Raw genomic sequence first — 13,585 nt, 5'->3', positions numbered from 1 at the left:
GAGCTCGTGATGACCGTCGCTGAAGCCCAGGGCGCCGTGCTGCGTACCCCCGAGACCAAGGGGACCCGGTTCGCGCTGGTCCTGCCCTCGACCAACACCTCGGTGGAGCGCGAGCTCCACCACCTGCGCCCGCAGGACTGCTCCTGGCACACCGGCCGGATCATGATCAAGGCGCCGGCGCTCGACTCCGCCGACGCGTTCGGCGCCTTCCGCGAGTGCCTCAACGAGGCGCTGCCCGACGCGCTGTCGGTGGTGATGACCTGCAAGCCCGACTACGTGGTGATGGGGATGTCGGCGGAGACCTTCTGGGGCGGGGTGGCCGGCAACGCGGCGTTCGAGCAGGGCGTCCGGGAGATGACCGGCCTCGAGGTGACGACGGGCGCCACGGCCGCCGGGGAGGCGCTCAAGGCCTTCGGCGCCCGGCGGATCGGGGTGGTGACGCCCTACCAGCCCGTGGGGGACGAGCAGGTCGTCGCCTACTTCACCGAGCTCGGCTACGACGTCGCCGCGATCACCGGCCTCTGCTCGGAGTCGGCCACCTCGATCGCCGACGAGACCCCGGAGACGCTGCGCGAGGCCTTCCTCGCGGTGGACGGCCCGGACGTCGACGCGCTGATCCAGTGCGGCACCAACCTGGAGTGCGTCGCGGTGGCCGCCGAGCTCGAGCGCGAGCTCGGCAAGCCGGTGATCGCGATCAACGTCGCCACCGCCTGGCACGCGTTCCGGGTCAACGGGATCGAGGACAGGATCCACGGCCACGGCTCGCTGCTCGAGCTGCACTGACCCGCTCCACCCACAGAAGAGGACGCGCCATGTTCAACCACGTAGGTCACCTGACCCTCGCCGCCGACGTCACCGACGACCAGGTCGACGGGATCGTCGCCGGGCTGCTCGCCCTGCCCGGCCGGATCCCGGGGCTGGTGGGCGCCGAGGCCGTCCGCGACGCCGGGCTCATCGAGGGCAACGCCCACCTGCGGTTCCACCTGCGGTTCGACAGCCGCTCCGACTGGGAGGGCTACCGGACCCACCCGGAGCACGTCGCGGTGGTCAAGGAGCACATCGCCCCCGTGCTGGCCGCCAAGGCCTTCGTGCAGTACGACGACTCCGCGGTGCGGACGACCTCGGTGAGCTGAGGCCCTGGCGCCGGGAGCACGACAATATATGATCTATGGATGGCCTTCTCAACGATCACCGACCTTGACGTGGCATCCGCCCAGGAGCGCAGTCGCGCCCTGATCGACCGCCTGCTCACCACCGACTCCCAGACCTACGCGACGGGGCCGCGCGGCTCCGGGACGGGGCAGCGGGTCCTCGTCCTCGGCGGCACCGGCTACATCGGCCGCGCGCTGCTGCCGGAGCTCGCTCGCCGGGGCTACGCGCCGGCCGTGCTGGCCCGCTCCGGCAGCGTGAAGGAGGAGCCCGAGTTCGCCGACGTCGAGGTCGTGGTGGGTGACCCCACCCGCGCGCAGGACGTGCTGGACGCGGTGGCCTCCGCCCCGACGTCGGTGGTCATCTCGCTGCTCAGCGGCCGTCGCCCCAACGACGCCGAGGAGTGCCGCCTGGTCGACCACGAGGCCGTGGTCAACGGGATCAAGGCCGCGGTCGAGCACCGGGTCGAGCAGTTCATCCACATCAGCGACTTCGGCGCCTACCGGCCCGAGCTCATCCCGCAGGTCTACAAGCTGCAGGTCGAGGGCGAGCTGATCGGCCAGCACCACGGCCCGCTGCCCTGGACGATCATCCGGCCGACCGCCTACTACCCGTACCTCTCGATGACGTTCGGCGACGTCAAGAACGGCGAGAAGTACCGGATCTTCGACCACGGCGAGTACAACGTGGTCAACCCGATCGCCCGCGAGGACCTGGCCGAGTTCATCGTCAACCAGGTTCTCGACCCCGACGCGCTGGGCCGGGTGCTCCCCGTCGGCGGCCCCTGGGAGCCGGACAACGTGGTCACCCTCAAGGCAGCGGGCCAGATGATGTTCGACGTGACCGGCCGCGAGCCCGCCTGGGACGTCGTCCCGATGGCCACCTGGGACAAGAAGATCGCTCGGCTCACCCGGATGGGCAAGGTGGTCAAGAAGCTGGAGCCGGTGGCCTACTACCTCGAGGCGGCCAAGTACTGGTCGGTGGTCGACCACGTCGCCCCGGCGTACGGCGAGCGGACGCTGCGCGGGTTCATGGAGAAGCTCAAGGACCGGGAGTTCCCCACCGGCAGCTTCCGCGAGCGGATGAAGAGCGGCACCAACCTGATGCCCACCGACGTCTGACTGGGTCGCCACGCGCCCCGGACGCCACTGAGCGCACCGCCTGCCAGCAGGCGGTGCGCTCAGGAGGCGCCGCTTCAGAAGGCGGTGGAGCCCGGCTTGATCACGCCGAGCACCGCCGCCAGCACCACCATGGCCCAGATGCCGTACACCCAGGGCTCGCTGCGGCGGATGGAGCCGACGATGCCCTGCTCGACCTCGGGAGTCGAGCCGGTCGTCATCAGCGCCCCGAACGCGGGGCCGAACGGGCGGAGCGCCCGACGGATCATCACGCCGCACAGGATGCACAGGCCGTAGGCCAGCACCTTCGCGGCCAGCCACTTCGGGTTGGTGTCGACCCCGAACGGCTCCGCCACGACCATGGCGTAGCCGCCCGCGGCGACCAGCGCGAAGGAGAGTGCCCAGCGCACGTAGAGGTCCGCCTGGTGGTAGACGTGCCCGCGCCGGCTCTCACCGCCGCGGGCCTCGAGCAGCGAGACGGTCAGCCAGATGAGCGTGCCGACCCACGCCAGGGCCAGCATCCAGCCGGTCAGGAAGAACTCGTCGCCGAGCGGCCCGTAGAACATCAGGGTCAGGCCGCTGGCGCCGAACAGGATCAGCGACACGCGTGGCGCCATGTCGCAGCCGACCATGATCTTCGCGGCGATCGCCCGGCTCTCCGGCTGCAGCTCCGGCTTGATGATGAACCGGCTCGCGTAGTAGACGCCGAGGTCGCCCCCGAGCCAGTACACGAAGAGCAGGATGTGCAGCAGGATCGCCAGGGTGTGTCCGTTGAGGCCGTGGGCTACCTCCACCTCACATCCCGTCGCCGTCCCAGCGCCCGCGGGAACGGCTGCGCACCGGGAGGCTGGAGATGATGGGCGCGGGGATCGGGTCGCCCTTCTTCCAGGGCCGGCCCTGGCCCCAGTTGTGGGCGCCGGCGTCGGTGCGCTCGTCGGCGTGCTCGGTCTCCCGGCCGCTCCAGCCCCAGCCGAGGTCGATCACCTCGCGCGCCTGCGGCTCGTGGGTGTGCCCCTCGTCCGCGTGGTCGTGCGCGTGGTCATGGTCGTGCGAGTGGTCGTGGTCGTGGTCGTGGTCGTGGTCGTGCGAGTGACCCTCGTGCCCGCCGTGCCCGCCCTGGAGGTTGAAGGCGTCGAGCGCCTTGGCGATCGCGATCGCGGAGCGGTCGGCGCCGGAGCCGTGGTGCCTGACGGGGGTGTCGTAGCGGCCCTGGTCCTTCTGGAACTGCCACGAGGCGGTCAGCTGGCGCATGTCCTCGTCGGTGCGCCAGGGCTGCGCCAGGTCGTGGGTGGAGCTCGACCACGGGAGGGCGGGGTGCGGGCTGTCGTCCAGGCCGTTCGGGCCGTAGTTGACGCCCTCGCCGCCCCAGCGCACCCACTCGTTCTGGGTGTACCAGTTGGCCAGCTCGCCGTCCGAGCGCAGCAGCCAGGTGGCGCCGCCCTCCATCGTGGTGAAGTGGCCGTGCTTGACCCGCGCGGGGCGGAAGAAGTAGGTGCCCAGGTCGAGGGTGCCGAAGTTGTACTCCATGTGGCCCTGGGTCGTGTAGGCCTCCTCGTAGCAGGGGTGGTGGGCCAGGCGGTGGTCGGCCCAGCCCTCCTGCGCGTGCACCAGCCGGGTGTAGAAGCCGGTGGTGGGGTCGACGTGGAGGTACTTGATGAAGAGCCCCGGCATCGGTCCGGGGTTGGGCACGGCGTCCCAATTCATCGCCTCGGAGTCGATGACGATGACCTCCTCCCGCGCATCCGCCCAGGGGGTGGCGCCGGCGAGCGAGTCGACCGCGTCGAAGCCGGCGTCGCCGTACTCGCGGTAGTGCAGGAGCTTGGTGCCCTCGGCGATCCGCAGGTAGTCGTTGGGCACGCCCTTCGGGGCGTAGACGTAGCCGCCCTTGCCGATCTTGCGGCCGCCGTAGTCGATCTCGCCCTCGAGCACGTAGTACTCGGTGTTGGCGTGGTGGATGCCCGGGCCTCGGCCCCAGTCGGTGTGGAAGTCGACGCGCAACGAGGAGGAGCCGTCCTCCTCGTCGACGGAGAGGCGGCGCTCGCTGGCGCGCCCCTCGCCGCCGGGCAGCTCAGCGGCATGCCAGACGTAGTCGTCTTCCTGGATCAGTTCCACGTGGGGTCGCACGTACGCCTCCGTCGCTCGAGAGTGAGAATATATGATATCTAACCATGGGGCACCGGGCCGCGGGAACCGCCCGGCGGGGGATCAGGTCAGGACCGGTGCGGCGAGCTCCCGCTTGAGCACCTTGCCGCCGGCGTTGCGGGGCAGGACGTCGATCGGGTACCAGCGGCGCGGGATCTTGTAGCCCGCGAGCTGCTCGCGGCAGTGCCGCTCGAGTGCCGCCGCGTCGAGCGCGGCACCCGGCCGCAGCACGACGTGGGCCACCACCGTCTCGCCCCACTGCTCGTCCGCCTCCCCGACGACCGCGCTCTCCAGCACGCTGGGGTGGGAGGCGAGCACCTCCTCGACCTCGCGCGGGTAGACGTTGGTGCCGCCGGAGATGATCAGGTCCTTCTTGCGGTCGACGATCGAGATGAAGCCGTCCTCGTCCCGCACCGCGATGTCGCCGCAGGTCACGAAGCCGTCGTCGGTGGTGCAGGCGGCCGTGGCCTCGTCGTCGCCGAGGTAGCCGTTCATCAGGAACGGCGACCGGCTGAACAGCTCGCCGGGCTCCCCGGGGCCGACCTCCTGCCCGGCGTCGTCGACGATCCGCACCTGGGTGAGGTACCACGGGTGGCCGACCGATCCGGGGCGCTCGCGCATGTGGACCGGGCGCAGGTTGGTGATGATCCCCGACTCGGTCGAGCCGTAGAGCTCGTGCACCCCGCACGCGGGGAACCGCTCCATCACCCACCGCTTGAGCTCCCACGGGAGTGCCGCCGCGTTGAAGTAGAGCGTGTCCAGGCTGGAGAGGTCGCGGCCGGCGAACGCCTCCTCGCCGAGTGCGCGCAGGCCCTGGGCGTGGGTCGGGACGAGGAACGCCGACTGCACCCGGTCCCGCTCGACGAGGTCGAGGAAGGCCTCGGGGTCCCAGCGGCTCAGCATGCTCACCGTGCCGCCGGTGTGCACCGGCGCGTAGCCGAACGCGAAGCCGGCGCCGTGGTACATCGGGGCGACGGCCGCGGAGACGCGGCCGTTGGCCAGCCCCCACTCGAGGGCGCTCATCAGGAAGGTCAGGGCGCGGCTGCGGTGGGAGATCAGCACGCCCTTGGGCCGGCCGGTGGTGCCGGAGGTGTAGGTGACGCAGAACGGGTCGCCCTCGCCGACCTCGACGGCGGGGTCGGTCGGCGAGGCTGCCGCCAGGGCGGACTCGTAGGGCGTGCCGGCCGCGGCCTCGCCCGGAGCGGCCAGGGTCAGGAGGGTGAGTCCGTGCCGGTCGGCGTGCTGGGCGACGATCGGGCCGAGGGCGGCGTCGAGCACCACCGTCCGGCTGTCGCTGTGCTCGAGGATGTAGCTCGCCTCGGCCGGGGTGAGCCGGGGGTTGAGGGGCACCGCCACCAGTCCGGCCTTGGCGATCCCCGCGGCGACCTCGGGATACTCCAGCCGGTTGCCGAGCAGGACCGCCACCCGGTCGCCGGTGGTGAGGCCCAGTGAGAGCAGGTGCTGGGCCAGCCTGCTGGAGCGCTCGTGCACCTCGGCGTACGTCAGCCGCCGGTCGCCGTCGATCACGGCGGTGGCGCGCGGGGTGGCCGCGGCGTACTCGCGCAGGCCGCTCACGATCGACAAGGGGGATCCGCCGGACTTGATGACCATCTGCAGCTCCTGGGGTTCGTGGGGGTCAGGCGGAGGGGAACCAGCCGGCGCGGCCGAGCATCGCCGGCGCCTGCGGGAGGCCGAGCTCCTCGGCGATCCAGGTGCCGGTCGCGGCGACCTGCGCCGGGTCGGGGCCGCCGGGACGCTCGGAGCGGACGCCGATGCCGCTGCGGGCCAGCAGGTAGAGCAGGTCCTCGGTGGCGATGTTGCCGGTGGCGCCCGGGGCGAAGGGGCAGCCGCCGATCCCTCCCGTCGAGGCGTCGAGCACCGTGACGCCGGCGGCGACCGCGGCGATGGCGTTGGCGTAGCCGGTGTTGCGGGTGTTGTGGAAGTGCGCGCGCAGCGGCACCTCGGCGTCCAGGGCGCGCAGCCCGGTGACGATCTCGGTCACCTGCGCCGGGACCCCGACGCCGATGGTGTCCGCGATCGCGAGCTCGTCCGGACCGGCCTCCAGGCAGCCGCGCGCCACCTCCAGGACGCGCTCGGTGGCGACCTCCCCGTCGAAGGGGCAGCCGAACGCGGCGGCGATGATGACGCTGGTGCGCAGGCCGGCCGACCGCGCGTCGGCCGCGACCGTCCGCCAGGCGTCCACCTGGGCCGCGGTGTCGACGCCCTGGTTGCGCAGCGCGAGCCCGTCGGAGGCGACCACCACGGCGGTGATCTCGTCACAGCCCGCCGCGACCGCCCGGTCGAGGCCGCGGCGGTTCAGCACCAGGCCGATCCGGCTGAGCTCCGGCTCGTCGCGCAGCTCGGCCAGCAGCGCCTCGGCGTCCGCCATCTGGGGGACCCGGTCGGGCCGGGCGAAGGCGGTGACCTCGATCCGCCGCAGCCCCGCGGCGATGCTGCGCCGGACGAGCTCGGCCTTGGTGCTCGTCGGCAGCACCCGCCGTTCGTTCTGCAGGCCGTCGCGCGGCGACACCTCGACGACCTCCACCTGAGGTGCCTGGTTCTGCGGTGCCTCGCTCTGCTCTGCCGGCACGTTGCCCACTCCTCGAAGAGACTGCTGTCGACTGACAAGATATCGGATATATGATCCACCCATGGAGAGTGCGGTGCAAGCAACGGGGTCCCTGTCCGGCGTTCGGGTGATCGAGGCAGGTCAGCTGCTGGCGGGGCCGTTCGCCGCCACGCTCATGGGCGACCAGGGAGCCGACGTGATCAAGGTCGAGTCGCCCGGCACGGGCGACCCGATGCGGAAGTGGGGCCGGGAGAGCGTGGACGGGGCCTACCTCTGGTGGCCGGTGGTCGGACGCAACAAGCGCTCGGTCACCCTCAACCTGCGCGAGCAGGAGGGGCAGGAGCTCTTCCTCCAGCTGGTCGCGACGGCCGACATCGTCGTGGAGAACTTCCGCGCGGGCACCATGGAGAAGTGGAACCTGGACTACGAGCGGCTGCGTGAGGTCAACCCGCGCATCATCCTGGTCCGCGTCTCGGGCTACGGCCAGACCGGTCCCTACTCGCGGCGGGCCGGCTACGGCTCGATCGGCGAGGCCATGGGCGGCCTGCGCTACATCACCGGCGAGCCCGACCGGCAGCCCTCCCGCACCGGCATCTCCATCGGCGACTCGCTCGCGGCCATGCACGCCTGCATCGGGGCCCTCGCGGCGCTGCGGCACCGCGACGTCACCGGCGAGGGCCAGGTGGTCGACAGCGCCATCTACGAGGCGGTGCTGGCGATGATGGAGTCGACCATCACCGAGTGGGACGTGCAGAAGTACCAGCGCGAGCGCACCGGCGCGATCCTGCCCAACGTCGCGCCGTCCAACGTCTACCCGACCTCCGACGGACAGCTGATCCTGATCGCGGCCAACCAGGACTCCGTCTTCAGCCGGCTCGCCGCGCTCATGGGCGAGCCCGAGCTCTCGGCCCCCGGCAGCGTCTACGCCGACCACGTCGGGCGGGGGGACCGCCAGCAGGAGCTGGACGACCACATCTCGCGGTGGACCGGCAGGTACGACGCCGACACGCTGCTCAAGCTGCTGCACGAGGGCGGGGTGCCCGCCGGGCGGATCTACAAGGCCGAGGACATGATCAGCGACCCGCACTTCCAGGCGCGGGAGGCCATCGTCCAGGTCCCCGACGAGACCTTCGGGCAGCTGCGGATGCAGAACGTGGTGCCCAAGATGTCGGCGACCCCGGGCTCGATCCGCTGGACCGGGCCGGCGCTCGGGGCCCACAACGACGAGGTCTACGGCGGCCTGCTCGGCCTCAGCGCCGAGCAGCGGGCCGGTCTCGCCGAGCGCGGAGTGATCTGAGCGCGATGGACCGGACCGGTGCAGGTGCAGGTGTCGGCCGCGCCGAGGACTACGCCTCGGTCGGCTTCGCGAGCAGGATCGGACCGGGGTCGGCCCCCGCGGTGCTGGTCGTCGACGTCTGCCGCGCCTACCTGTCCGGCGGGCCGTTCAGCGACGGTGCGGGGCGCTTCGAGGCGGCCCGGGCCAGCGCCGCCCGCGTCGTCGCGGCGGCCCGCTCCGCCGGGCGACCGGTCGTCTTCACCCGGGTGGTGCTCGCGCCCGGCATGCGCGACGCCGGCTGGTTCGCGGTCAAGGTCCCGGGCCTGGCCGCCTTCGAGGAGGGGTCGGAGTGGATCGCGCCTCCGGCCGACCCGGCACCGCTGCCCGGCGAGGTGATGGTGACCAAGCAGTACGCCTCCGCGTTCTTCGGCACCAGCCTGGGCAGCACCCTGCGGGCCCTGGGCGTCGACACCGCGATCGTGCTCGGCTTCTCCGCCAGCGGCTGCGTGCGCGCCACGGCCCTGGATGCGCTGCAGCACGGCTTCCGCCCGCTGGTGGTCCGTGAGGCCTGCGGCGACCGCGACGCGGCGGCGCACGAGCAGAACCTCTTCGACCTCGACGCCAAGTACGCCGACGTGGTCTCCGAGTCCGACGTCCTCGACTACCTCTCGACCTTCCAGGAGCCCGCATGAGCCAGCCCGTCACCGTCGTCGACCTCGACTCCGAGGAGCTGGTGCGCGGTCAGCACGCGATCGCGGGCGCGGCCCAGCCGGCCGGCATCGTGATGCTCGGCGCCGACCCCGAGGCGGGGACCCGCACCGTCCTGGTGGAGTTCCCCGACGGCTGGAGCCGCGACGTCACCGGCCACCAGCCGGCCGGCGAGGAGATGGTGGTGCTCTCCGGCGCGCTGACGATCAGCGGGCTGACGTGCGGCGTCGGTCAGGCGCTCGTGGTCGAGCCGCACGCCACCCGGTCGGCCACCTCCACCGTCGACGGCACGCGCGCCGTGGTCTGGTTCTCCGGCGCCGGTGGCGGCTGGGCCGACGGTGAGGCCGAGCAGGCGGGCACCGCCGAGGTGCTCGCGGCCGACGAGACCCTGGACCGCGGGCCGCGCGACGGCCTGGTCGGCACCCTGCGCGGGCTCGCCTCGGCCGCCGGCCTGGTCTTCGACACCGACGTGGACGTGCTGTGGCCGCAGGCCGGGCGCTGGGCGGACGTCCCCGCCGGCACCCCGGTGCCCGACGTCGCGGGGCCGGCGGTCGTGCACACCCGCTGACCGCCCGCGCGCCACGGCCCGGCAGGGCTGCTCAGCGGGTGCGACTCACCCGGTGATCGACGCCGAGGCGCGGGCCGCGTCGGCGTCGTAGGAGCCGCGCACCCGCCAGAGGAAGATCACGGAGAGGAAGAGCGGCGGGATCAGGAAGAGCATCCCGTAGCCGATCCAGCCCGTGACGTCCGACATCGCACCGACCAGCAGCGGGCCGAAGGCGCCGCCCAGGGTGGTCAGGAACTGGAGCAGGGCGAACCCCATGCCGCGGCTGGCTGCCGGGACGACGTTGGCGGCGGCCGCGGTGAGGTTGGGCATGGCCCCGGCGAACCCGGCGCAGGCGAGGGCGACCATCGTCATCCGCAGCCCGACCCCGGGGAGCAGCACCGCCAGGCTGAGCCCGATCGCGCCCACCAGCAGGCAGACGGTGGAGAGCTTGATGCGCCACCCGTCGGAGTCGTGCCGGTCCCCGAGCCGGGAACCGATGATGATGCCGATCACGATGCCGGTGCCACCCACCCCGCCCGCCAGGCCGGAGGCGGTGTCGGTGTCGAGGTCCTCGAGGCGCTCGAGGAAGGTCGGTAGCCAGTAGAAGAGCCCGGCCACGCCCAGGGCGAGCATCGCCTGGGCCAGGATCACGCCGCGCAGGGTGCGGATCCGGAGCAGCTCCTTGGCGTCCGCGAAGAGGCTGGCGCTGGAGACCGAGAGGTCCACGTGTGCCTCGGACTCCGGTGGGGCGACGCCGGTGCGCTGGGCGCGCAGCCGGTCGATGGTGTCGCCGAGCCCGCGGACGGGCTCCTTCACCGTCAGCATCAGGGCGGCGATGAACAGGCCGGGGACGGCGGCGATGAAGAAGACCGCACGCCAGTCCAGGGCCTCCGCCACGGCGCCGCCGATGATCACGCCCGCCGGGAGCCCCATGTAGTAGCCGGCCCGCTCGAAGCCGTACGCCTTCCCCCGGCTGCGGTTGGGGTAGTAGTCGGCCAGCAGGCTGGAGGCCGGCGGGTTGTAGAGCTGGCCCGCGGCGCCGATCGCGATGCGGACCATGAAGAACATCAGGAACGTGGTCGCCAGGCCGCTGAGCACCGAGCAGAGCGACCAGACCAGGACGACGATCACGATCGTCCCCACCCGGGGTGCGCGGTCGGCGAGGCGGCCGGCGGGGAGGAGGAGCACGGCGGCGGCGATGCTGGCCGCGGTCGGGATCAGGCCGCCCACCGTGTCGCTGAACCCGAAGTGGTCCTGGATGACGGGCAGGGCGCCGGCGATCAGGTTGATCTCGACCCGGTCGATGAAGGCGACCAGGGCGATGGCGATCGCCGGCCACCAGCCGAACGGCGCGTCCCGGTCGAGGTCGACCACCTGCTCGTCCCCGCGGGCGTGCACCTGGAGCCGTACCGATCCTCCCTCGTGGAGCAGGGGCTCGTCTGGCTGGATGTCCGTCACGGCGATCTCCTCTGCTCAGCGCCTCGTGCGGCGCTAGGATGAGCGAATCGTACAAGATATATGGAATGAGGTGCTCGAGGATGGTGCGTGTGGCCGCCGTGCAGTACGCCGTGGGGGAGGACGCCGGGGCCAACCTCGAGACCGCCCTGCGGATGATCGACAGTGCGGTCGCCCAGGGCGCCGAGCTGGTGGTGCTGCCGGAGTTCGGCAACCACGTCTCCTGGTACGCCGATCGTGAGCACGCCCGTCGGCACGCCCAGAGCCTCGACGGCGAGTTCGTCGCCGCCCTGGCCGGCCGCGCGGAGAAGCACGCGATCCACCTGATGGCCAACGTGACCCTGGCCCGTGAGGACGGGCGCGTCGCCGGCAGCAACATCCTGCTCGGACCCGACGGCACGGTCCTGGCGGTGAGCGACAAGCAGGTGCTGATGGGCTCCGAGCGCGACCACCTCGACGGCGCGGTCGACCGGGCCGGCGTGGTCGAGACCTCGATCGGCCGGATCGGGCTCTACTCCTGCATGGACGGCGTGATCTTCGAGACGCCGCGGACGTTGGCCGTCGAGGGCGCGCAGCTGCTGCTCAACAGCCTCAACTCCTTCGCGCTCGACGAGGCGTCCCTGCACGTGCCGGTGCGCGCCGCGGAGAACAAGGTGTGGGTGGTCGCAGCCAACAAGGTCGGGCCGCTGGTCCCCGAGCACAGCATCGAGAAGGTGGCGGCCCAGGTCGGCGTGCCGGTCGACCGGCTGCACGGCGCGGGGGAGAGCCAGGTGGTGGCCCCGGACGGCACCGTGGTGGCGATCGGGCCGCGCACCGGGGAGGCGGTCATCCTGGCGGAGATCGACCTGTCCCTGGCCGACGACAAGACCCGCCCGGACGGCACGGACGTGATGGCGGAACGGCGCCCGGCGGCGTACGCGCCCCTGGCCGCGGAGCCGCACGGACGGCGTGCGCCCGCGGGAGCCGACGAGATCCGGGCGTGCGCCCTCTCGCCGTCCCCGCACGACGACGTCCCGGCGCTGGTCGCCGCCGCGATCGCCGACGGTGCCGACCTGGTGGTGCTGCCCGAGCTGGCCGCGCACGCCGACGGCCTCGCCGGGGCTCCCGCCGACCCGGCCCTCCTGCCCGAGGCCCTGTGCCAGGCCCTGGCGGGCACCGGCACCCTGGTCGTCACCAGCGTGCTGGACGCCGGCGGCGCCCATGTGGGGGTGGTGGTCTCGGCGGCCGGCGTCGAGCTGGTGCAGCCGGTGCTGCACCGCAGCCGCCGCCACGGTGAGCTGCCGGCGCCGGCGCTCCCCGACCCGGCGGTCGTGGTGCACCAGGCCCCCTGGGGCCGGCTCGCCGTGGTGGTCGGGGACGACGCGCTCTACCCCGAGACCTTCCGGCTCGCCGCGCTGGCCGACGCCGATGTGGTCGCCGTCCCGTTCACCGTGGCGGAGCCGCACGACCTCGACCTGCTGCTGCTGGAGCGGGCCGCGGAGAACCGGCTGAACCTCGCCGTCTCCGCGCGTGCCGCGCAGTGGGGCGGAGCAGCCCTGATCCCGCTCTCGGCCGACTTCACCCTGTGGGGCGCCTGGCGCAACCCGTTCGCCGGGGTGATCAGCCGTCCCGAGCTGGTGACCACGGAGGGCCCGCTGCTCGCCGGCGCACTGCGTCCCGCCTGTGCGACGAACCGGTTCGTCAGCAGGGGCACCGACGTGGTCGACGGCCGCCCCTGGCGGCTGCTCGACGCGCTGGTCCGGTAGCGGCCGGCCGGCGCTCGCGGCTCAGCCGGCGGCGGACGCGGCCTCGCGGACGGCCAGGGCCTCGAGCAGCGCGGTCTCGGTGCTCTCGAGGTGGGCGATCCAGGCCTCCCGCAGCTGCTCGGCCTTGCCCGCCCGGGCGAGGTCGAGCAGCTGGCGGTGCTCGTCGATGCGCCGCTGCTGGGTCTCGGGGTGATGGTCGAGGTCCTGCATCAGCAGGTGCAGGTAGCGGTCGGAGGCCTTCCAGAGCAGGCTCAGCACGTTGGCGTCGGCAGGACCGATCGCGTCGTGCAGCACGGCCTCGTGGAAGGCGTGGTGCTTCGCGGCCAGGGCGGCGGGCTCGCGCTCGATGCCGATGTACTCGTCCAGCGCCTCCTCGGCCTCGGCCAGGCGCTCGTCGGAGAACTCCTTGCCGGCGCGGGAGATCAGGTCGCCCTCGATCAGCTTGCGCAGCGCGTAGATGTTGGCCAGCTCCTCGCTGGTCAGCGTCGCCACCAGGGCCGAGCGCCCGGGGCGCAGGCTGATCACGCCCTCGCTCTCCAGTCGGCGCAGGGCCTCGCGCACCGGGATGTGGCTGATGTCGAAGCGCTGGCAGAGGTCGACGATCGACACGGTGGAGCCGGGGGCGAGGTCGCCGTTGAGGATCGCGCGGTGCAGCTCGTCGGTGACGCGGTCGACCAGCGAGTGGTGCTCGATCGGCCGAACTCCCTTGGCAGCGCTGGCGCGACGACTCATCTGGTGCTCCCAAGGACGTAGGTGTGGTGCTCCTGCAGCCACCGACGACGATCATATATTCCGCGGCCCCGGATCTCCCCTCATCATCCCCCGCCAGCCCCTCGCTCCCAAAACAGATATCGTATATTCTGTTGGAAGGAGGTG

General features: G+C 72.4%; 13 protein-coding genes. 7 read left to right on the top strand and 6 right to left on the bottom strand.

The features are described 5' to 3' along the window. The first annotated feature begins 9 nt into the window (after window positions 1–9). The 3 genes from AC3X7R_RS03605 to AC3X7R_RS03595 are packed head-to-tail and all read left to right on the top strand — an operon-like array spanning window position 10 to window position 2,270. Window positions 10–783 carry a maleate cis-trans isomerase family protein gene (locus tag AC3X7R_RS03605; protein WP_489964191.1) on the top strand — a complete coding sequence of 258 codons (774 nt, stop codon included), beginning with the start codon at window positions 10–12 and terminating at the stop codon, window positions 781–783. Between the two features lie 29 nt (window positions 784–812). Continuing rightward, window positions 813–1,133 (top strand): Dabb family protein, encoded by a 321-nt coding sequence (locus AC3X7R_RS03600; protein ID WP_489964190.1) that lies wholly within the window; start codon window positions 813–815, stop codon window positions 1,131–1,133. A 39-nt stretch (window positions 1,134–1,172) separates the two neighbouring features. Continuing rightward, window positions 1,173–2,270, top strand: coding sequence for an NAD(P)H-binding protein (locus AC3X7R_RS03595; RefSeq protein ID WP_489964189.1), 1,098 nt, complete (start codon window positions 1,173–1,175; stop codon window positions 2,268–2,270). A 74-nt stretch (window positions 2,271–2,344) separates the two neighbouring features. Here AC3X7R_RS03595 and AC3X7R_RS03590 read toward each other — a convergent pair whose 3' ends face one another. The 4 genes from AC3X7R_RS03590 to AC3X7R_RS03575 all read right to left on the bottom strand — a co-directional run bounded on the left by AC3X7R_RS03590 (window position 2,345) and on the right by AC3X7R_RS03575 (window position 6,999). Then, complete coding sequence (locus AC3X7R_RS03590; RefSeq protein WP_489964188.1) at window positions 2,345–3,061, bottom strand: hypothetical protein; 717 nt, start codon at window positions 3,059–3,061, stop codon at window positions 2,345–2,347. A gap of 1 nt (window position 3,062) precedes the next feature. Continuing rightward, window positions 3,063–4,391, bottom strand: coding sequence for a DUF4437 domain-containing protein (locus AC3X7R_RS03585; RefSeq protein WP_489964187.1), 1,329 nt, complete (start codon window positions 4,389–4,391; stop codon window positions 3,063–3,065). A gap of 81 nt (window positions 4,392–4,472) precedes the next feature. Continuing rightward, complete coding sequence (locus AC3X7R_RS03580) at window positions 4,473–6,020, bottom strand: class I adenylate-forming enzyme family protein (RefSeq protein ID WP_489964186.1); 1,548 nt, start codon at window positions 6,018–6,020, stop codon at window positions 4,473–4,475. Between the two features lie 25 nt (window positions 6,021–6,045). Then, window positions 6,046–6,999 (bottom strand): hydroxymethylglutaryl-CoA lyase, encoded by a 954-nt coding sequence (locus AC3X7R_RS03575; protein ID WP_489964185.1) that lies wholly within the window; start codon window positions 6,997–6,999, stop codon window positions 6,046–6,048. A gap of 61 nt (window positions 7,000–7,060) precedes the next feature. On the opposite strand from AC3X7R_RS03575, the gene AC3X7R_RS03570 reads away from it, so the two are divergent. The 3 genes from AC3X7R_RS03570 to AC3X7R_RS03560 are packed head-to-tail and all read left to right on the top strand — an operon-like array spanning window position 7,061 to window position 9,530. After that, window positions 7,061–8,275, top strand: coding sequence for a CaiB/BaiF CoA transferase family protein (locus AC3X7R_RS03570; protein ID WP_489964184.1), 1,215 nt, complete (start codon window positions 7,061–7,063; stop codon window positions 8,273–8,275). Between the two features lie 5 nt (window positions 8,276–8,280). Further along, on the top strand, window positions 8,281–8,946 hold the full coding sequence (locus AC3X7R_RS03565) for an isochorismatase family protein (protein ID WP_489964183.1): 666 nt from the start codon (window positions 8,281–8,283) through the stop codon (window positions 8,944–8,946). Beyond that, a complete protein-coding gene (locus AC3X7R_RS03560; RefSeq protein WP_489964182.1) occupies window positions 8,943–9,530 on the top strand; it encodes a hypothetical protein in 588 nt (195 codons plus the stop codon). The genes AC3X7R_RS03565 and AC3X7R_RS03560 overlap by 4 nt, the downstream gene beginning before the upstream one ends. A 45-nt stretch (window positions 9,531–9,575) precedes the next feature. Here AC3X7R_RS03560 and AC3X7R_RS03555 read toward each other — a convergent pair whose 3' ends face one another. Then, window positions 9,576–10,967: an MFS transporter gene (locus AC3X7R_RS03555; protein ID WP_489964181.1), complete on the bottom strand. Its 1,392-nt coding sequence runs from the start codon at window positions 10,965–10,967 to the stop codon at window positions 9,576–9,578. Window positions 10,968–11,056: 89 nt separating this feature from the next. On the opposite strand from AC3X7R_RS03555, the gene AC3X7R_RS03550 reads away from it, so the two are divergent. Beyond that, complete coding sequence (locus tag AC3X7R_RS03550; RefSeq protein ID WP_489964180.1) at window positions 11,057–12,709, top strand: nitrilase-related carbon-nitrogen hydrolase; 1,653 nt, start codon at window positions 11,057–11,059, stop codon at window positions 12,707–12,709. 21 nt (window positions 12,710–12,730) lie between these two features. Here the strand turns inward: AC3X7R_RS03550 and AC3X7R_RS03545 are convergent, their stop codons facing one another. Then, on the bottom strand, window positions 12,731–13,441 hold the full coding sequence (locus tag AC3X7R_RS03545) for a GntR family transcriptional regulator (protein ID WP_489964179.1): 711 nt from the start codon (window positions 13,439–13,441) through the stop codon (window positions 12,731–12,733). Between the last annotated feature and the right edge of the window lie 144 nt (window positions 13,442–13,585).

This window comes from Nocardioides sp. Z22_16 (genome assembly GCF_058134365.1).
This window is presented reverse-complemented; position numbering and strand designations above follow the sequence as displayed.